The following is an 18,845-nucleotide window of genomic DNA, read 5'->3' as shown; positions in this document are numbered from 1 at the left end:
TGATTTAATGAATTTCCATTTCAGCTAAATATCGCTCTGCATCCAGAGCGGCCATACAGCCTGTTCCTGCTGCTGTAACTGCCTGCCGATACACATTATCTTGAGCATCTCCACAAGCAAATACACCCTCTACATTGGTTTTTGTAGTTCCAGGAATCGTTTTGATATATCCAGCTTCATCCATATGAATGAAGTCTTTAAATACCTCGGTGTTTGGCTGGTGTCCAATAGCAACAAAGAAGCCAGAAATTGCTAAATCCCGTTTTTCTTGTGTTTTATTATTGACTACCCGTACTCCTGTCACTTCTTTATCTCCTAGAATCTCTTCCGTCTCTGTATTCCAAAGGACTTCGATTTTCGGATTATTTAGAACTCTCTTTTGCATTATTTGAGAAGCACGCATCTCATCTCTACGAACAAGCATGTATACTTTGTTGCAAATATTAGACAAATAAGAAGCTTCCTCACAGGCTGTGTCTCCCGCACCTACAATCGCTACATCCTGACCTCGGAAAAAGAAACCATCACAAACTGCACAGGCAGATACTCCTCGACCGTTTAGTCGGGTTTCGCTTTCCAAACCAAGCCATTTTGCCGATGCGCCAGTAGAAATAATCACAGTCTCTGCATATAACTGAACTGAATCATCCACTGTGATCAAATGTGGTTTCTGATTGAAATCGACCTTAGTAACCACTCCATAACGAATTTGAGCTCCGAACCGCTCAGCTTGTTTACGGAAATCCTCCATCATTTCAGGCCCCATGATTCCTTCTGGATAGCCTGGATAGTTTTCTACATCCGTAGTGATTGTCAATTGACCTCCTGGTTGTCCTCCAGTATACAAAACTGGCTTTAAACCTGCTCTAGAAGCATAAATAGCTGCTGTATAACCTGCTGGTCCTGATCCGATGATCAGAACTTTTACTTTTTCTAAATCTTGATTCATCTGTAAATGAAATTAAGAACGTTAAATTTTCACTTTTCCTATCAGCCAACAAAATTAGAACTTGTTAAAATTCCCAAATGTGACTCATATCATTTTTGAAAATTAAAGTTTAAAAAGAAAAAGGGGCCTAAACCCCTTTTATTTTATTAACCTAAGTAAGGTTTGAGAGTCTTGCTCCTCGATGTATGTCTCAATCTTCGAATAGCTTTTTCTTTAATCTGACGAACACGCTCTCGAGTCAAATTGAATTTCTCTCCAATTTCTTCCAAAGTCATTGCATGTTCACCATTCAAACCGAAATAAAGAGTGATTACATCTGCTTCTCGTTGAGTAAGCGTTGAAAGCGCTCTTTGAACTTCCTTCCGAAGTGAGTCGGTCATCAAACCATCGTCCGGTTTTTCATCACCGTCATTTTCCAACACATCCAAAAGACTATTTTCTTCACCTTGTACAAAAGGTGCATCCATAGAAACGTGACGGCCAGAAATTTTCATAGTATCGACAACCTCTGAAGCGGTAACTTCCAAAACTTCCGCCAATTCTTCAGGTGATGGCTCACGCTCGAATTTTTGTTCCAATTCACTGAAAGTCTTGGAAATCTTATTGAGGGAACCTACCCTATTCAATGGTAATCTTACGATTCGAGACTGCTCTGCAAGGGCTTGCAAAATGGACTGACGAATCCACCATACGGCGTAAGAAATAAATTTAAATCCTCGCGTTTCATCAAAACGCTGTGCAGCTTTGATCAAACCCAAATTCCCCTCATTGATCAAATCACCCAATGAAAGACCTTGGTTTTGATACTGCTTTGCCACGGAAACCACAAAGCGCAAGTTAGCTTTGGTCAATTTTTCCAAAGCCAATTGATCACCTTCACGGATTCGCTTGGCAAGAACTACTTCTTCGTCTGCTGTCAAGAGATCCACTTTACCAATCTCCTGCAGATACTTATCCAGAGACTGACTCTCTCGATTGGTAATCTGCTTGCTAATCTTCAGCTGCCTCATTCAGAATATTATTGGTTGAATTCAGTTAAGATAATGAAATTAATATAAATCAGAAGTTACTCTTGATTTTTTGGACCAGATTTCTCAGGCTTTGGCAAAAGAACCTTTCGCGATAGCTTAAATTTTCCGGTCTTTTTGTCAATATCAATCAATTTTACAACGATTTCTTCTCCCGGCTCCAGAACGCCGTCCATACTTTCAAGACGCTCCCATTTAATCTCCGAGATATGTAATAAACCATCTTTACCCGGCATAAATTCCACAAATGCACCAAATGGCTGAATATTTTTCACTTTACCGGTATACACTTCCCCGATTTCAGGTTGTGCTACGATAGCTTTAACTCGTGAAAGCGCCTTATTAAGATTATCTTGGTTTGCGGAGAAGATATTGATCTTTCCTTGATTATCTACTTCTTCAATCACAATAGTGGTAGAAGTATCTTTCTGAATTTCTTGAATTACTTTTCCGCCTGGACCAATTACAGCACCGATCAATTCCTTAGGAATCATCATGGTGTAAGATCTAGGAGTATGAGGTTTCAAATCAGGTCTTGGAGCAGCCAAGGTCTTAGAAATCTCGTGTAGAATATGAAGTCTTCCCTCTTTTGCTTGATACAAGGCTTCTTTCAAAACGCTGTAATCCAAACCTTCTACCTTCAAGTCCATCTGACAAGCTGTAATACCTTTTTCAGTACCGGTCACTTTGAAATCCATGTCACCCAAGTGGTCCTCGTCACCGAGAATATCACTCAAAATGGAATATTTACCAGTTGAAGAATCAGAGATCATCCCCATTGCAATACCGGTAACAGGAGCTTTAATCTGAATTCCAGCATCCATCAAAGCAAGAGATCCCGCACAAACGGTAGCCATTGAAGATGAACCGTTAGATTCAAGAATGTCTGATACAATTCGGATAGTATATGGATTTTCTTCTTCTGGCGGAAGAACTTTTTTCAAAGCTCTCATGGCCAAATTACCATGACCCACTTCTCTTCTACCAGGTCCTCTATTTGGTTTTACCTCGCCTGTTGAGAATCCAGGGAAATTGTAATGCAAATAGAATTTATTGAAGCCAGAAATCACGGCTCCATCAATCATCATTTCATCCATCTTAGTACCTAAGGTACAAGTGGTTAAGGATTGTGTTTCTCCTCTAGTGAAAACTGCCGAACCATGTGCTGAAGGCAAATAATCAACTACTGACCAAATCGGACGAATTTCGTCAAGCTTTCGGCCATCCAATCGCTTCTTCTCATTCAAGGTCAGATTTCTAGCAGCTTCCTTATGGATTTTATGGAAATAAGGTCCAATCAAGCTTGCTTCGAATTCATGTTCCTCTCCTAGGCTATCCACAAACTCTTCCTTAATGGCTTGAATCAAAGCAGAACGCTCTGACTTGTTGGCAATTTGCTTGCCTACAGATTCATATAATTTATCATAAAGCTCTGACCGCATCTTTTCATACAAAGCTGGGTCAGACTTTTCGTGACAATACTCTCTTTTTTCCTCTTTACCAACCATCTTGGTTAATTCAACCTGAGCTTGGCAATGACGGATAATCTCCTCATGGGCAAATTGAAGTGCTTCAACCATTTCGTCTTCAGAAATCTCAGAAGCTTCTCCTTCTACCATCAAGATGTAATCCAAAGATCCTGCTACAATGAATTCAAGTGTAGCCTTCTCTAGCTCCGCTGGAGATGGGTTGATAACCAATTTGCCATCGATTTTCGCAACTCTTACTTCAGAGATTGGGCCATTAAAAGGAATATCTGATACTGACAAAGCTGCTGATGCTGCCAATCCTGCCAATGCATCAGGGAGAACGTCTTCATCGGATGAAATAAGGGTAATATTTACTTGGGTGTCGGCATGATAATCATCCGGAAAAATCGGACGAATAGCACGGTCTACCAATCGACTAATTAAGATTTCATAATCTGACAATCTTCCTTCTCGCTTCAAAAAGCCTCCTGGAATCTTTCCGGATGCCGCAAATTTTTCTTGATAGTCTACTGAAAGTGGTAAAAAGTCAACTCCTTCGCCAGCCTCTTTTTTGGATACAACTGTAGCCAAGAGCATGGCCTTTCCTAACTTCACTACAACTGCACCATCGGCTTGTTTAGCAAGTGCACCTGTTTCGATAATAATTTCTCTACCATCCTCAAGCGTGATGGTTTTGGTGATTAAGTTTGGTAACATAAATATTGATAATGATTTTTCTTCTGTTTTAAAAATAAACGCGTCCAGCTGAAAAAGAAAAAAGTAAGGTTCTCGACTCGGAGAACCTTACTTAGGATTATTTTCGAATTCCTAGCTCGGCGATAATACTTCTGTATCGCTCGATGTCTTTCTTATGGAGGTAGTCCAATAAGCTTCTACGCTTTCCTACCAACTTCAACAAACCAAGTCTAGAGGAGTGATCTTTTTTGTTTTGCTTCAAATGCTCCGTTAGGTGCTTGATTCGATGGGTGAAGAGGGCAATCTGAGATTCTGGTGATCCAGTATCAGTTTCAGATTTTAACCGTCCATGATTTTTAAACAACTCTTGTTTTTTCTCTGATGTTAAATACATGTTTAGCTAAATTAATTAAAACAGCTACAAAGGTAAGGGTATTAATTTGAAAATAAAACATCAAGTTGTTTTTGCTTTTCGGGAAGCAATTCGTCTTCTCATACCCTTCCACCACTCGATGTAAAAGTCAGGTTCAAAAAGCCGGGCATCTTTTCTTGCTTGCTTTAGAAAGAATAAACCAAAAGGCAAAAGCATCACACAGGAAAACCAAGTGCCTATAATAGGATCCGTCACACCTTCTTTAGCCCATTTTTCTCCAGTTATAGTTAGCATGTAATAAACGATAAAGAAAATGATAGAAACCAAAACAGGCATCCCTAACCCACCTTTTTTAATAATTGCTCCTAATGGAGCTCCGATCAAAAACATTACAAAACATGCGAAAGCTTGGGTATACTTTTGATGCCAGGCAATTTCAAATCGTCGATATTCCCTTTCAAAGTTCTCTATTGTAACTTTTTTCTGATTAAAGTTATTTTTCAAGTTTCGAGCATTATTCAACGCCATGGTTAAAGCGTTGGATCTATACCCTCTCTTAAAAACAATAGAGTCTATCCTGTCTCTTTCTTCTTCAGATAAAGGAGTGAGCCTTTGAGGAAGCATTTGCTCCCCTACTTCATCTTCTACAGGGTTTTCTACAAAATCTTCTTCATTTTCATCAGGAAGTGAATCTTGTGCTCTAGATCTGTTTACTTGTTTGAGTTGAAAAATTGAGTCACTCTTTGAAAGTTTGGCGGCAGCTTTGATATCAAGGCTCTGGGATGTATCAGAGACGGATAATCTGTTTTCAGGAGATTCTACTTTTTGGATAGTGGTATCCCTTTTCAATAAATTCTTCTCCTCTAAAATAGAATCCTGCTTTGCTCTTTCGATCCTTGCTTTTTCTGCACGAAGGGAATCATCAATGGATTTTCTTTCTTCGATTTGAGAAACAGGGTTTAGTTTTCTATTCCTAGTAAAATATGGGTAGATTCCTGAGGCAGTTTGATAGGTAAGGTAGCGTTGATCGTTGACAAGTGTGTAGATAGAATCCAGCCCAACCTTTATTTCTGAAATATTCTTAATCGCCCGATTGGTAGACCAAAGATCTTCAGGTGTCCGGTTGAGCTGAAATTCATCCATATCAAAAATGATTACATTTTCATCGAAGGTGGTCCTTCGAAACTCAACTGGCTTTTCTGAAATTCCTCTCATCGCTCTGGACTCATTATAATTGATTCCATTATAAAGCGTGAGTTTCATGTAATTCTCATTCAAAAATTTTTCCATTCTACCAGAATCGGCGATGGTAACATCTAGATTGCCAAGGATATCATTGTGATTATAAATGATAATATCCTTTAATTCATTGTCCCCAATTTTTTTGTTGACCTTGATACTGTAGCCTGGAATTCCCGCATAAAAAATTCCTTCCCGGATATCCAAAGCAGGTGATTTCATTCGGATATCGTACAGCAAGCTGAAAGTTTTGAGGTTGACTCTTGGCACCAAGTAGTTATTGGATAGGAAGGCCAGAAACACCAAGATAATTGTAAAAACTCCGATTGGCCTAAGGGCACGAACTAATGAAATCCCACTACTTTTTATGGCTGTTAGTTCAAAATGCTCTCCTAAATTCCCAAAAGTCATCAAACTGGAGAGTAACACAGCTAAAGGCAAAGCCATAGGTGAAATACTGACGACAAAATAGCCGATCAATTCAGCATAAATCCAAAAGCTTAGCCCTTTACCAAAAATTTCATCGAAATACTTCAGCATGTTGACTATCAGTAGAATGAAGTCAACTACCACGAAGGTCAATAAAAATGGCCCTATAAAAGAGCCCAAAATAAGTTTATCTAACTTCTTCATACATACTCAGTTCACCTTCAAGTGAAGGCTACGAGATTCATGATTCAAAGTTGGTGAATCCTCAGCAATTAACCACCAATAATTTCTTTAAGTTTTCCAACCAAGCCATCCCAAATAGCCTCTAGCTCCTCATCATCATACCCATCGGAATAATCAATAACCTTTAGAAAAAGCGTTTGGGTCAATTCATTTTCTTCCAATTTGAATTCTATATAAGAATGATCCTCTTCATCTGGATTGTTCGGATCAAAAAACTCAAACTTCACATGGGAATTATTTCGAATCGAGGCCATCCGGGCATAATGTTCCTCGTTATCAAATTCAAAAATATAGACTTTATCCTCGTTGATTCTTACTTGGTCTGCAAACCATTCTTCTAAACCACTTGCAGTGCTGATATAATGAAAAAGAATTTTTTTCGAAGCATTGATTTGATAATCAGCGACAAACTTATTTTTAACCATGATTTCTAAAATTACCGGGGTGAAATTTTCATTTTTTTAAAGAACGCCAACTTGCATTTAATAATACAAGGTCTCATATTTGCATTCCCATTCAGACGGGAGGTTTACAAGGTTGGAAAATACGTTTCCAGCGTCAAAAAGAAGTATTGATCGTTGGTGTTTTAATATAGGCATTAATTTGAAATTTCAATACCAAAAAAATCTTAAGATATTCTGGCGAGGTAGCTCAGTTGGTTAGAGCGCAGGATTCATAACCCTGAGGTCACGGGTTCAACTCCCGTCCTCGCTACAAAGGCTTTCGGAAACGGAAGCCTTTTTTATTTCACAAAATTCTATTGGCAGAATTCATATCAACTAAGCCTTAGCGCGCAGGAACCTGCCTAAGGTAAGAACCTTCAACTCCTATCTTCATCCCGAATTCTTTCGGGAGCTTTCGGTAAAAGAGACCCTTTTTATTATTCTTACTTTTTTAGCACTACTCCTTTTGAAAAAGGACAAAATCAAAAACCTATAAAACAAAAAAGCCTTCCCGAAGGAAGGCTTCATGTAAAATAAGGTGCTAACTCTTATTTCACTCTTTCAACAACTGCTTTAAATGCCTCAGGGTGATTCATCGCCAAATCAGCCAAAACCTTACGGTTAAGCTCGATATCGGCTTTTTTCAACAACCCCATGAATTGAGAATAAGACAAACCATGCTCTCTAGCACCGGCATTGATACGCTGAATCCACAAAGAACGGAATTCTCTTTTCTTAGCTTTTCTGTCTCTGTAAGCGTACTGAAGTCCTTTCTCGTACTTGTTTTTGGCTACAGTCCACACATTTTTACCTCTTCCGAAGTAACCTTTGGTGGCCTTAAGCACTTTTTTTCTTCTTGCTCTTGACGCTACTGCGTTTACTGATCTTGGCATAACTTTTTGTTTTTTGACACTAGGTGCTCCGAAGAGTCTTCAATACCAAAGCGTCTGGTGAATAAATAAACCTTAATTTTTTAGACAGATTGATCAGATTCTCAACATGTCTCGTACTCTGCCCTCATCAGACTCGTGTACCAAACCAGTTTTGGTAAGGTTACGCTTTCTTTTGGTGGCTTTCTTAGTCAGGATGTGGCTTTTGTAAGCGTGCTTCCTTTTGATCTTTCCTGTTCCGGTTAAAGCGAATCGCTTTTTCGCGGAAGATTTGGTTTTTACTTTAGGCATTTTAGCTGTATTTAGTTGGTTGAAATTACTTTTTATGAGGCTTTGGTGCGATAAAGATATTCATTCGCTTTCCTTCCAGTTTAGGAAGTTGTTCTACCACACCATAGTCTTCCAATGCCTGTGCAAATTTCAATAAAAGCATCTCTCCTCTTTCTTTGAAAACAATGCTTCTACCCACGAAATGAACATAGGCTTTCACTTTGGCGCCTTCCTTCAAGAAGTTGATGGCATGTTTCAACTTAAAATTGAAATCATGATCATCTGTATTAGGTCCAAAGCGGATCTCCTTTAAAACGACCTTGGCTGCATTAGCCTTAATTTCCTTTTGTTTCTTCTTCTGCTCGTATTTGAATTTGGCATAATCCAAAATCTTACAAACCGGAGGATCAACATTTGGAGAAATTTCTACCAAATCCAGATCGTTTTCTTCTGCTAGTCTAAGGGCTTTGTCAAGAGGCATTAGAGCGTTTCCACCTTCTACGTACTCTCCTACTACCCGAACTTGTCTAGCTCGTATTTTGTCGTTTACCTTATATGGTTCTTCTCTTCGACCTCTGTTTGGTTGTCTGTTTCTCAAATTAATTAGGTTGTTTTAATGAAATCGACTGCAAATATCGGAATAATTTCTAATTACTGAAATCAGAATAAAATTTTACCAACTTATTCTTTACTTAATGATTCTGAAATTATCCCTTGAAAATACTTTATAAATCCTTCCGGCGAGTGGCTTCCTAGGTCACCTTCACCGTGTTTACGTACAGATACCATCCTTTCCTGCGCTTCTTTTTCACCAACAATAAGCATGAAAGGCACCTTTTTCACCTCGGCATCACGGATCTTACGACCTATCTTTTCATCTCTGTTATCTATGCTTCCGGTTATACCTGCTTCTTCCAAAAGATCTTTTACCTCAGCTGCATAATCAAGGTATTTCTCGGAAATAGGCAAAATCACCAATTGCTCAGGTGCAAGCCACAATGGAAAATTACCCGCACAATGCTCAATCAAAACTGCAACAAATCGTTCCAGTGAACCAAAAGGAGCCCGGTGAATCATCACAGGTCTATGCTTCTGATTATCTGCTCCGATGTATTCCAATTCAAAGCGATCCGGTAACTGGTAATCAACTTGGATAGTTCCCAATTGCCATTTTCTTCCCAAAGCATCCTTTACCATGAAGTCCAATTTAGGGCCATAGAAAGCTGCTTCACCTAATTCAGTCACTGTCTCAAGACCTCTTTCGGCTGCTGCTTCAATAATAGCAGCTTCAGCTTTTTCCCATGCTTCGGTAGATCCAATGTATTTTTCAGGTTTTTCAGGATCCCTCAATGAAATCTGTGCAGTGTAATCTTCAAAACCCAAAGCTTTGAAAACGTAAAGCACCAAATCAATTACTTTGATAAATTCATCCTTCACTTGATCCGGTCGGCAAAAGATATGGGCATCGTCTTGGGTAAATCCTCTTACACGGGTTAATCCATGCAATTCCCCACTCTGCTCATAGCGATACACAGTACCAAATTCTGCATATCGAATTGGTAGATCTTTATAAGACCGCGGCTTATGCTTGTAAATTTCACAATGATGAGGGCAGTTCATCGGCTTCAGCAAAAATTCCTCTCCCTCATTTGGGGTGGCTATCGGCTGAAATGAATCCTTTCCGTATTTTTCATAGTGGCCGGAAGTCTCATAGAGAACTTTATGACCGATATGAGGAGTAGTTACTTGCTGATAACCTGATTTATCCTGCGCCTTTTTCATAAAAGACACCAGGCGCTCACGCAACAAGGTCCCTTTTGGAAGCCAAAGGGGCAATCCCATTCCTACTTTTTCAGAGAATGTAAAAAGCTCTAATTCCCGACCAATTTTTCGGTGATCCCGCTTTTTTGCCTCCTCCAGCATAGTGAGGTATTCCTGTAACTCTTTCGCTTTGGGGAATGTCACACCATAAATACGCGTTAGCATTTTACGGTTTTCATCTCCCTTCCAATAAGCCCCGGCAATATTGGTAAGCTTTACAGCTTTAATAAATCCAGTATTCGGAATATGTGGCCCACGGCAAAGGTCAACAAAGTTTCCCTGCTCATAAAATGTAATGCTACCATCTTCCAGGCCTTCCAACAAGTCCAGCTTGTATTCATCGCCTTTATCCTGGAAATAATTGATAGCGTCCTTTTTGGAAATTTCTTTTCGGATATATTCGTTTTTTTCTCTGGCCAACTCAAGCATTTTCTGCTCGATTTTCTCCAGCTCTTCTCCTTCCAATTTGTGATCGCCAAAGTCCACATCATAATAAAACCCGGTTTCGATTGGAGGTCCGATACCGAATTTGATTCCAGGATAGAGTGCTTCCAATGCTTCTGCCATTAAGTGAGCAGAGGAATGCCAGAAGGTGTTTTTTCCTTCTCCATCATTCCAGGTTAATAATTGAAGGCTTGCATCAGAAGTGATAGGTCGGGTGGCATCCCAAACCTCTCCGTTTACTTTGGCGGCTAGAACATTCCGGGCCAAACCCTCGCTGATACTGGCAGCAATTTGCAGTCCGGTAATTCCTTTTTCATAGTTCCTAACCGATCCGTCAGGAAGTGTAATTGCAATTGATTTTGACATAAATTTTTTAGGCCTTTACAAACAGGCATTAGTTGAAGGTGCAAATATGCAAAGAGTGTAGGCAAAGGAAAAATTATCCACCCACCAATCCCGTTTCTTTTAAAGAATAATCTGCGCACTGACTTTGACAGCAAAGCCATTTGCATCGGGACTATCCAAATAGGTCATACGATGGAAAAAGTCTACTCGGAAAAACTTAAAGATATTTTCTATTCCATAACCCAATTCCAAATAAGGCTTTGTCGGATCCAATCTTCCAAACGTTTCAATTGGGTTTCCTTGCGGATCAAATGTCGGAGCATTGGCGATATTTTTATCACTTACAGAACCGAAAAGGATATTTGCATTAGCCAAAGCTCGCCATTTTAGCTTTCGCATTAAAGGAATTCGATTCAATAAAAACCCTTCAAAAAAGTGCCGGTACCGTAAGCTGATAAATTGATCTGAAGCAAATTCATTGAAATTCATAGTGTTGAAGGCTGCAGTCGTATAGAAAGCTGTTCCGTTGCCAAGATGGTTTTCCAAAATGGGATACGGAACCTCTCCAAAAACTTTTCCTGCATCCAATTCATACCTGGATACCCCAAACAAGCCCATATTCACTCGGTGATAGATGTAAAAATCTAATTTGCGATAGTCTACTTCTCCATTTAGCCATTGAATTCCACGAGCAAATCTCAACTCGAAAATAGGCCATTTTGATGGGCCGAATGAAGCCCTCTCATTATCGTTGATCAGAATAATTTCATCTCTCCCATAGCGCAGGCTTGCTCTCAATTCTGTAGTCTGGAATTCACTTTTGTAATCGCCAGTACCTTTCTCCAAATAGTAAAAGTCATAAAGGGGATCAAACTGGGAAAGCTTGAGACCAGCTTGAAATAAAAATCCTTTAAAGAACTCTCGCTGGAACTTCAGCTGTTGATTGGTACTGATAAATGGCCTTCTCAAAGTGCCAAATCTACTTGCAGCTAAGAAAACGGAATTTCCTTCAAGTGATTCCATTTCCAAACCTACTTGATCAATTTCTTTACTTGAACTTAGTTCAATTGTTGTCCAGCGCTTTCGGTCTAGAATATTTTTTGCCGATAAAGAATACTTAAATCGCTGATCTTTAAAACCATAGGCTAAATATCCTTGAAAGGCCCATTTCGTGCTAAACTTGTAATTGGTTCTTAGACCAAAACCTCCTCGAAGCCCTTCCACATTGTTGTAATTCCCGAATTCTGTCCAAGGACCTAAGTCGATTTTACCAACTGGTAAAAATCCTGTCGCAAAAAACTTCAAACCTTCAGAATAAAAACGAATCACTGGAATTTTCTTCAAGGTGTCTACCATTTGAAGCACGGCCAATTCTTCGGGAGAAAGGGGATCTACCCTATTTTTCGCCCAAAAGTCTTCTGTGGCATCCCCAAAATCCGGTCTAAGCTCCACTGAATTATTGAAAAAAGAAGTGGGCTTGGGATCAGTGATAAACACACTATCCGTAGCTGTGTAAAATTTTGCTAATAAGCCAGCTGTATTTGGAGTTACTTGCCCAATTTTGATTTGAACACGGGTTTTAGCAGGAATTAAAGGCCCCATAATAGTAGGTTCCAATTCCTGTTGGATTTTAATTCGTTCGATAAAATTTAAGTTGGCTGTCTTTGGGATAGTCAGATCAACTTGTTTAAGCGCATAATCTTCTTTCTTAATCCAAATTGTTCCTGAAAATGCCAAATCCTGCTCCCTTCTTGGATAGACTTGAAGTTGATAACAAGTATCTGCCCCCACCAAGACGGAGTCCATCAAATCATAATCATAAAAGGTTTTCCATCCATCTGCAATGGGTGAAATAAAATCCTTTTCCAGAATCGTGAGCCAATTTTTATAAAAATTATATTCCTGAAAGGCAGAACCGGTAATTTGTGATGTCGTTGAACCATCGGTAATTCCAACCCCCGTTACTTTGGATTTTTCCACAATTTCTTTCTTAAGAAGTGGGTTATTTCGGAAGTAAAAGTGACTCAAAGTTTCAGAGAAAAATACCGGCAATATTTTCTCTCCTTCATCATTTGTCAACTCTCGGATACTATCCAAAACAGAAGTTACTTTTTGAACAGTTTTTCTTTGTCTGAACTCCTCGGAAAGATGATCGATATCAATCTCGATCTTGGTGTAATTCTTCGTTTCGTAAGCTTCCAGACTTCTTTTATCAAAATCCTTCCTCTTTTCAACAGCCCTTCGAATGATTTCAAAAGCTGGATTTTCTCCTGCTTCAAAAACAAAGGCTTCTAGCTCAAAATCAGAAGGTCTAAGCTGGAAATTGATGGTTTGTTCCGGGAGTTCTTGGATAGCTTTTGTCTGCGTTAAATAGCCTAAATAGCTAACTCTGATACTATCATTCCAGGTTTTTAGATTTAACTCATACCCGCCTTCAAAATCAGTGTTCATTCCAACTCTAGCACCAGGGACATAAACTGCAGCAAAGGGAATTGGATCTCCGGTTTCCGCGTCAGTGACTTTTCCTTTGATTCGATATTGAGCAAAGGTGGATATGGATATGAAAAAGAAAAGAAGAAAAAAGACAGGTCTTTTCATGAATAAAATTTCCCTAGAAACTCTGAGGCAGCAAAATAAATTCATTCTACTCGGAAATGACGGATACTCGCTGTGAATATTTCCTAAATCCTAAATCCGAATCGAAACCTTTGGAGGAAAAGTTTCCTTTCTCGCTTGTATATTTGACCTTCAAAATTCGAATTCATGGTATACGATATTGCAATTATTGGAGGTGGAATCGTCGGATTGGCAACAGGTATGAAAATCCTGAAAAATCGGCCGGACATAAAGATTGCTGTTATTGAAAAGGAAAATCAATTGGCCAAGCATCAAACCGGAAACAATTCGGGGGTAATTCACTCAGGTTTGTACTATAAGCCAGGTTCTTTGAAAGCCACAAATTGCATCCGAGGCTATCATGAATTAGTTGAATTCTGCGAAACAGAAAAAATCCCCTACGAAATCACAGGAAAAGTGGTGGTTGCTACAAGAGAAGAGCAAAAGCCCCTTCTTGAAAATTTATTAAAAAGAGGCTTGGAAAATGGCTTGACAGGAACACGAGCTATCACTTTGGAGGAATTAAAAGAGTATGAACCTCACTGTCATGGTGTAGCTGCGATTCATGTTCCACAAACCGGAATTGTTGATTACCATCAGGTCGCTTTGGCTTATGGCAGGAAGATAATTCAGAAAGGAGGAGAAATATTTTTAAATCATAAGGTTCTAGAAATCAACCAAAGGAACTCAATTAATTATATCGAGACTTCAAAGAAAACCTTTGAAGCGAAATTGGTCATCAACTGTGCAGGACTTTACTCTGATAAAGTTGCGCGATTAACAGATTCTTCCATTGAAGATGTCAAAATCATTCCTTTCCGAGGAGAATATTACAAGCTGAAAAAAGAAAAAGAGTATTTGGTCAAAAACCTAATTTATCCTGTTCCAGACCCTAATTTTCCATTCTTGGGAGTCCACTTTACCCGAATGAAAAAAGGTGGAGTTGAGGCAGGTCCAAATGCAGTTTTAGCTTTTCGAAGAGAGGGTTATAAAAAATCACAGATTAATATCCCTGAACTTGCCGAAACGTTGGCTTGGCCAGGTTTTCAAAAAGTGGCTGCAAAATACTGGAAAACAGGTTTTGGGGAGCTTTACCGATCATTTTCAAAAGCGGCATTCACTAAAGCTCTTCAAGAATTAATTCCGGAAATTCAAGAATCTGATCTAGTAGATGGAGGTGCAGGCGTGAGAGCCCAAGCCTGTGACCGAAGCGGTGGATTATTGGATGATTTCGCAATTCGAGAATCCCAATTTGCAATCAATGTTCTTAATGCTCCTTCACCAGCTGCTACCAGTTCGCTTTCCATTGGAGGAACGGTAGCGGAAATGGCATTGAAGCATTTCGACTAAACTTGTGTATTTACTGTATCTGGGAAATACCGGTTTGCCAACTTGATCATTTCATCACCTTTTACCAGGTCATGCACGCTCAGTTCACTGGTGTGCTTATGCCCTGCTGCCCCAAGCAATTCGCTTACAGCTTTAACAGTATTTGAGTGAAAATTATAAACGCGCTCAGATTTATCGCTGACAACCAAACCCTTAACCAATCCTTTTCTCTGAGTTGCTACTCCAGTTGGGCATTCATTGGTATTGCAGCGAAGGGCTTGGATGCAGCCAACACTAAACATAAATCCACGGGCTGTATTACAAAGATCCGCCCCGAGAGCAATATTTTTGATAATAGAAAAAGCACTTATAACTTTTCCGGAAGCAATAATTCTGATTTTGTCTCGAAGATTAAACTTATCCAAAGTTGCCCGAACAAAAATTAAGGCTGGCTCCAAGGGTAATCCAACACTATCTGAAAATTCCAATGGCGCCGCTCCTGTACCTCCTTCTGCTCCATCGACGGTGATGAAATCAGGCCAATTATTTTGAGCAACCATCTCTTTGCAGATTTCAATAAATTCTTCAGTCCTACCAATACAAAGTTTAAAACCAATGGGCTTTCCTGCTGACAGTTCTCGAAGTTTTGCAATGAATTGAATCAGTTCTTTAGGATTTGTAAACTCAGAATGAGCTGGTGGAGACAATACAGTTTCACCAGCTTTTAAGCCTCGAATTGCTGCAATTTCTTTAGTGTTTTTGACTCCAGGTAAAACCCCACCATGGCCGGGTTTAGCGCCTTGGGAAATTTTTATTTCAATCATTTTGACTTGTTCCCAATTGGCTTTTTCCTGGAATTTTTTGGAGTCAAAATTTCCTTCTTCATCCCGACATCCGAAATATCCTGTTCCTATCTGCCAACAAATATCCCCACCTTCCAAATGATAGGGTGAAATCCCCCCTTCACCGGTATTATGAAAAAACTTCCCTTTTTTCGCTCCCAAATTCAAAGCTCTAATTGCATTGGATGAGAGGGAGCCAAAACTCATGGCGGAAATATTAAAAATAGAAGCCGAATAAGGTTGATTACAATAATCCGAACCAATCGTAACTCGAAGGTCTTCCGGCTTGAGATGCACAGCATAAATGGAATGCCTTAGCGCAACATAATCTTCCCCGCCAATATCACTCTGGGTCCCGAATGGATGGGTATCATTCACACTTTTTGCTCTTCTATAAGCTAGCGATCGAATATTCCTGCTGAATGGCTTTCCATCTGTATTGCTTTCAATAAAATACTGTTGGATTTCCGGACTGATTGATTCTAAAATGTACCGAAAATGTCCTACTACTGGAAAGTTCTTAAGAATTGCATGTTTTTTTTGGAAGGAATCATAGATACCCAAAGCAGTCAATAAACCCAAAATTCCAAGCACCAAATACCCCAAACGGAACTCCCGAAAGGAATATAGCCACATTAAAAAAAGGGTGAGTGCAAAAAGAAAGATGATCGAAAAGAAAAATAATTTTCTCATAGGGAAAGTGTTTATTTCCCCAATTTAAAAAATGAATGGAAGAAGCCTAGAGTAAGAATTCTAAAAGGCGGTGTTCTACGCAAGTAAATTCCTGTCCTTTTAGCATAAAACCCGTATGGCCTCCTCTTTTTGGCATTTCTAGACTCAACTCTTTTTTCCTGCCAACCAAATCCACAGGATAGCATTCTGGTCCCAAAAGTGGATCATTTAATGCATTGACAATCAAGGTCGGAATGGTAATGCTTTCCATCCACTGATCCGGGCTTACACTTTGGTAGAAATCTTTAGCATCCTTAAAACCATGAATTTTGGCAGTGAAATGGGTGTCAAAAGTATCGAAGTCATTTACTCTTTCCAGCAGCTCTAAATCAATTAAATCAGGGAATTGCTCGGCTTTTAACCGCATTTTCTTTTTCAATTTTCCCAAAAAACGATTCTTATAAAATCGATTCCTTTTCTCTTTGAGTGTCGCAGCACTAGATGGTAAGTTGCAAGGAGTGGAATACACAGCCGCTTTTTTTACTTCAACGGGAAGACTATTCCCCTTCTTTCCCAGGTAATTCAATGTTTGCGCACCACCCATACTAATTCCTGCAAGAAAAATCTCCTGATACTGACCTAAGCTAAGGACATGTTCTATTGTCGTATCTAAATCATGGCTAGACCCATGATGATACAGTATCGGTTGAAGGTTCATCTCACCACCGCAGGTTCGATTATTCCAGCCAAGAACATCCACATGATGTTGGTTAAACAATTTTGCTAAGCCACGGACATAATGTCTCTCAGAATCACCTTCTAACCCGTGGGAAACAATTAGAAGCCGATCACTCCCAACCTTCGACCAATCCAAATTCAAAAAGTCTCCATCAGGCGTGGAAATCTTTTCTCGGACATAGTTCACCCCTTCTATCTTTCGATACAAACTAGGAATGATAGTTTCTAGATGACCGTTGAATAAATAAAAAGGAGGGCCAGGATATGTGGAAGTGAATTCAGGCATAGTTTTCAAAAAGATCATTAAATGATCTTTTTGGCTTCAAATTTACAACACAAGCACAAACTACCTTTGCATTCAAGTTTAAAACATAGGGTATTAAAAAAAATTGGAGCGACAGGTGTCAGCTCCTTTTTTTATAAATTATAATCTAAACTTGCTCTGCAAGTCTTTTCACCTCATCGATTGCTCTATCTACTTGTTTAATAAAGCTTTCATAATGAGTCTGAAATTCAGAACCAAAACCAACTGATTCCAGAATTTCTTTTCCATTCTGCAAAGAATTGGCTAGGTCTTCAAATTCAAACATCCCCAAAGTAGGTTTTACTTTATGACGGATCTGCTGAATGACTTCCAAATCTCTTTGGACCATCCCATCGGAATAGAATTGTTTTAACTCCTTCAAGCCTGCAAAAATGGCTTGAGTCAATTCCTTTTTAAACTCCTCATCGCCTTCGGACATTTCTTCTATCCGTTGGCTCAATTCAGGATAAATCAGGCTCATAAAATTTCTATAAATGGGTAGACTTTCCGGCTAAATAACCCGTTGACCATGCCGCTTGAAAATTAAATCCTCCCGTAATTCCATCTACATTGAGAACCTCTCCTGCAAAGAATATTTTTGGGTGAAAAATACTTTCCATTGTCTCTGGGTTAACCTCCTGAAGATCTACACCTCCAGCTGTAACAAATTCTTCCTTGAAAGTAGTCTTTCCTTCAACTTTCAAAATATAGCAAAAAAGATTCTGAACCAGTCTATTTATCTGCTTTTTCGAAAGATTTCCATAGGTTTCATCTGCATCGATGCCTGAATTTTGAACCAAAAATTCCCACAACCTACTTGGAAGATCATGAAGTGGGTAATTTTTCACCTTTCTTCCTCCATGCAGTGATTTATAGTTTCGGATACTCTGATCCCAGTCTTGTTCTTTTAAATCTGCATTCCAATTAATGACAGCATTGGCTTTATAAGCATGATCAAATAACCATTTTGCGCCAAATGCTGATAGTTTCAAAACAGCCGGCCCACTCACACCCCAATGAGTAATCAATAGCGGCCCCTGATAAGACAACTTAGTGCCTTCCAGTCTTATATGAGCATCCGGCACACTGATACCCATCAATTCTCGAATAGGTTCCTGAGGTGTGTTGAAAGTAAATAAGGAAGGAATCGGTGGAAAAATCGTGTGTTTTAGATTGGATAAAAAGTGATAGCCATCCATTTTAGGACTTCCTCCAGCAGCTATAATCAATTGATCAACCTTAAACTCTGATTCCCTAGAAATAATCTTAATGCCATTCTGATCCGGTTCTATGGATTGAATAGGAGAATTTAGATGAATTTTTATCCCAAGCCGATTAGCTTCCTTTGTTAATGCTTGAATGATAGATTCGCTTGAATCAGATTGGGGAAATACCCTTCCGTCCGCTTCTTCTTTTAAAGCAACACCTCTGCTTTGAAACCAATCTATGGTATCAGGAATTGAAAAATGCCGAAAAACACGCTTTAAAAATTTTTCTCCTCTTGGATAGAATTTCACAAGCTTGCTGATTTCTATGGGACGATGGGTAACATTACATCGACCCCCTCCGGAAATACGAACTTTGGAAAGTAGCTTAGATGACTTTTCGAAAATGTGGATTTCTCTGCCAGATCCTGCTGCATGAATAGCCGCAAAAAAGCCAGCAGCACCTCCTCCTATTACACCAATTTTCACTTTCTCTTAGT

16 protein-coding genes and 1 tRNA gene are annotated in these 18,845 nt (G+C 39.3%); 2 read left to right on the top strand and 15 right to left on the bottom strand.

The window, feature by feature from the left end; translation table 11 throughout:
• Nucleotides 1-4: 4 nt before the first annotated feature.
• The 6 genes from trxB to NY014_RS03325 all read right to left on the bottom strand — a co-directional run bounded on the left by trxB (nucleotide 5) and on the right by NY014_RS03325 (nucleotide 6,851).
• Nucleotides 5-949: a thioredoxin-disulfide reductase gene (trxB, locus tag NY014_RS03350; RefSeq protein ID WP_259413114.1), complete on the bottom strand. Its 945-nt coding sequence runs from the start codon at nucleotides 947-949 to the stop codon at nucleotides 5-7.
• A 146-nt stretch (nucleotides 950-1,095) separates the two neighbouring features.
• A complete protein-coding gene (locus tag NY014_RS03345) occupies nucleotides 1,096-1,959 on the bottom strand; it encodes a sigma-70 family RNA polymerase sigma factor (protein ID WP_026951708.1) in 864 nt (287 codons plus the stop codon).
• A 56-nt stretch (nucleotides 1,960-2,015) separates the two neighbouring features.
• Nucleotides 2,016-4,163, bottom strand: a complete 2,148-nt coding sequence (pnp, locus tag NY014_RS03340) for a polyribonucleotide nucleotidyltransferase (RefSeq protein ID WP_259413112.1) — start codon at nucleotides 4,161-4,163, stop codon at nucleotides 2,016-2,018.
• A 97-nt stretch (nucleotides 4,164-4,260) separates the two neighbouring features.
• On the bottom strand, nucleotides 4,261-4,536 hold the full coding sequence (gene rpsO, locus NY014_RS03335; RefSeq protein ID WP_259413111.1) for a 30S ribosomal protein S15: 276 nt from the start codon (nucleotides 4,534-4,536) through the stop codon (nucleotides 4,261-4,263).
• Between the two features lie 60 nt (nucleotides 4,537-4,596).
• Nucleotides 4,597-6,387, bottom strand: a complete 1,791-nt coding sequence (locus NY014_RS03330; protein WP_259413110.1) for an LptF/LptG family permease — start codon at nucleotides 6,385-6,387, stop codon at nucleotides 4,597-4,599.
• A 68-nt stretch (nucleotides 6,388-6,455) separates the two neighbouring features.
• A complete protein-coding gene (locus NY014_RS03325) occupies nucleotides 6,456-6,851 on the bottom strand; it encodes an START-like domain-containing protein (RefSeq protein ID WP_259413109.1) in 396 nt (131 codons plus the stop codon).
• A 215-nt stretch (nucleotides 6,852-7,066) separates the two neighbouring features.
• Between NY014_RS03325 and NY014_RS03320 the strand changes: the two genes are divergently transcribed.
• Nucleotides 7,067-7,140: transfer RNA gene (locus NY014_RS03320), tRNA-Met, on the top strand.
• A 277-nt stretch (nucleotides 7,141-7,417) separates the two neighbouring features.
• Here NY014_RS03320 and rplT read toward each other — a convergent pair.
• The 5 genes from rplT to NY014_RS03295 form a co-directional block, all read right to left on the bottom strand.
• Nucleotides 7,418-7,762 carry a 50S ribosomal protein L20 gene (rplT, locus tag NY014_RS03315; RefSeq protein ID WP_259413108.1) on the bottom strand — a complete coding sequence of 115 codons (345 nt, stop codon included), beginning with the start codon at nucleotides 7,760-7,762 and terminating at the stop codon, nucleotides 7,418-7,420.
• 93 nt (nucleotides 7,763-7,855) lie between these two features.
• Nucleotides 7,856-8,050 (bottom strand): 50S ribosomal protein L35, encoded by a 195-nt coding sequence (rpmI, locus tag NY014_RS03310; protein ID WP_024282492.1) that lies wholly within the window; start codon nucleotides 8,048-8,050, stop codon nucleotides 7,856-7,858.
• Between the two features lie 25 nt (nucleotides 8,051-8,075).
• Nucleotides 8,076-8,627, bottom strand: coding sequence for a translation initiation factor IF-3 (gene infC, locus NY014_RS03305; RefSeq protein ID WP_259413107.1), 552 nt, complete (start codon nucleotides 8,625-8,627; stop codon nucleotides 8,076-8,078).
• A gap of 83 nt (nucleotides 8,628-8,710) precedes the next feature.
• Entirely contained in the window at nucleotides 8,711-10,660 is a 1,950-nt protein-coding gene (gene thrS, locus NY014_RS03300; protein WP_259413106.1) for a threonine--tRNA ligase, read from the bottom strand.
• A 99-nt stretch (nucleotides 10,661-10,759) separates the two neighbouring features.
• Nucleotides 10,760-13,237: a DUF5686 and carboxypeptidase-like regulatory domain-containing protein gene (locus tag NY014_RS03295; protein WP_259413105.1), complete on the bottom strand. Its 2,478-nt coding sequence runs from the start codon at nucleotides 13,235-13,237 to the stop codon at nucleotides 10,760-10,762.
• A 165-nt stretch (nucleotides 13,238-13,402) separates the two neighbouring features.
• Between NY014_RS03295 and lhgO the strand changes: the two genes are divergently transcribed.
• Complete coding sequence (gene lhgO / locus NY014_RS03290) at nucleotides 13,403-14,605, top strand: L-2-hydroxyglutarate oxidase (RefSeq protein WP_259413104.1); 1,203 nt, start codon at nucleotides 13,403-13,405, stop codon at nucleotides 14,603-14,605.
• Here lhgO and NY014_RS03285 read toward each other — a convergent pair.
• From NY014_RS03285 to NY014_RS03270, 4 genes are all read right to left on the bottom strand, one after another.
• Nucleotides 14,602-16,119 (bottom strand): FMN-binding glutamate synthase family protein, encoded by a 1,518-nt coding sequence (locus NY014_RS03285; protein ID WP_259413103.1) that lies wholly within the window; start codon nucleotides 16,117-16,119, stop codon nucleotides 14,602-14,604. The two genes, lhgO and NY014_RS03285, sit on opposite strands and share 4 nt — an antisense overlap.
• A gap of 46 nt (nucleotides 16,120-16,165) precedes the next feature.
• Complete coding sequence (locus NY014_RS03280; protein ID WP_259413102.1) at nucleotides 16,166-17,122, bottom strand: YheT family hydrolase; 957 nt, start codon at nucleotides 17,120-17,122, stop codon at nucleotides 16,166-16,168.
• A 145-nt stretch (nucleotides 17,123-17,267) separates the two neighbouring features.
• Nucleotides 17,268-17,621 carry a hypothetical protein gene (locus NY014_RS03275; RefSeq protein WP_259413101.1) on the bottom strand — a complete coding sequence of 118 codons (354 nt, stop codon included), beginning with the start codon at nucleotides 17,619-17,621 and terminating at the stop codon, nucleotides 17,268-17,270.
• Nucleotides 17,622-17,628: 7 nt separating this feature from the next.
• Complete coding sequence (locus NY014_RS03270) at nucleotides 17,629-18,834, bottom strand: BaiN/RdsA family NAD(P)/FAD-dependent oxidoreductase (protein ID WP_259413100.1); 1,206 nt, start codon at nucleotides 18,832-18,834, stop codon at nucleotides 17,629-17,631.
• Nucleotides 18,835-18,845: the final 11 nt, after the last annotated feature.

It is taken from the genome of Algoriphagus limi (assembly GCF_024919275.1).
Lineage (GTDB): Bacteria > Bacteroidota > Bacteroidia > Cytophagales > Cyclobacteriaceae > Algoriphagus > Algoriphagus limi.
This window is presented reverse-complemented; position numbering and strand designations above follow the sequence as displayed.

What these genes read in the sequence shown, in the direction of transcription:
- trxB (WP_259413114.1), bottom strand. Translation starts at nt 949, where the DNA reads ATGAATCAAGATTTAGAAAAAGTAAAAGTTCTGATCATCGGATCAGGA.
- NY014_RS03345 (WP_026951708.1), bottom strand. Translation starts at nt 1,959, where the DNA reads ATGAGGCAGCTGAAGATTAGCAAGCAGATTACCAATCGAGAGAGTCAG.
- pnp (WP_259413112.1), bottom strand. Translation starts at nt 4,163, where the DNA reads ATGTTACCAAACTTAATCACCAAAACCATCACGCTTGAGGATGGTAGA.
- rpsO (WP_259413111.1), bottom strand. Translation starts at nt 4,536, where the DNA reads ATGTATTTAACATCAGAGAAAAAACAAGAGTTGTTTAAAAATCATGGA.
- NY014_RS03330 (WP_259413110.1), bottom strand. Translation starts at nt 6,387, where the DNA reads ATGAAGAAGTTAGATAAACTTATTTTGGGCTCTTTTATAGGGCCATTT.
- NY014_RS03325 (WP_259413109.1), bottom strand. Translation starts at nt 6,851, where the DNA reads ATGGTTAAAAATAAGTTTGTCGCTGATTATCAAATCAATGCTTCGAAA.
- rplT (WP_259413108.1), bottom strand. Translation starts at nt 7,762, where the DNA reads ATGCCAAGATCAGTAAACGCAGTAGCGTCAAGAGCAAGAAGAAAAAAA.
- rpmI (WP_024282492.1), bottom strand. Translation starts at nt 8,050, where the DNA reads ATGCCTAAAGTAAAAACCAAATCTTCCGCGAAAAAGCGATTCGCTTTA.
- thrS (WP_259413106.1), bottom strand. Translation starts at nt 10,660, where the DNA reads ATGTCAAAATCAATTGCAATTACACTTCCTGACGGATCGGTTAGGAAC.
- NY014_RS03295 (WP_259413105.1), bottom strand. Translation starts at nt 13,237, where the DNA reads ATGAAAAGACCTGTCTTTTTTCTTCTTTTCTTTTTCATATCCATATCC.
- lhgO (WP_259413104.1), top strand. Translation starts at nt 13,403, where the DNA reads ATGGTATACGATATTGCAATTATTGGAGGTGGAATCGTCGGATTGGCA.
- NY014_RS03285 (WP_259413103.1), bottom strand. Translation starts at nt 16,119, where the DNA reads ATGAGAAAATTATTTTTCTTTTCGATCATCTTTCTTTTTGCACTCACC.
- NY014_RS03280 (WP_259413102.1), bottom strand. Translation starts at nt 17,122, where the DNA reads ATGCCTGAATTCACTTCCACATATCCTGGCCCTCCTTTTTATTTATTC.
- NY014_RS03275 (WP_259413101.1), bottom strand. Translation starts at nt 17,621, where the DNA reads ATGAGCCTGATTTATCCTGAATTGAGCCAACGGATAGAAGAAATGTCC.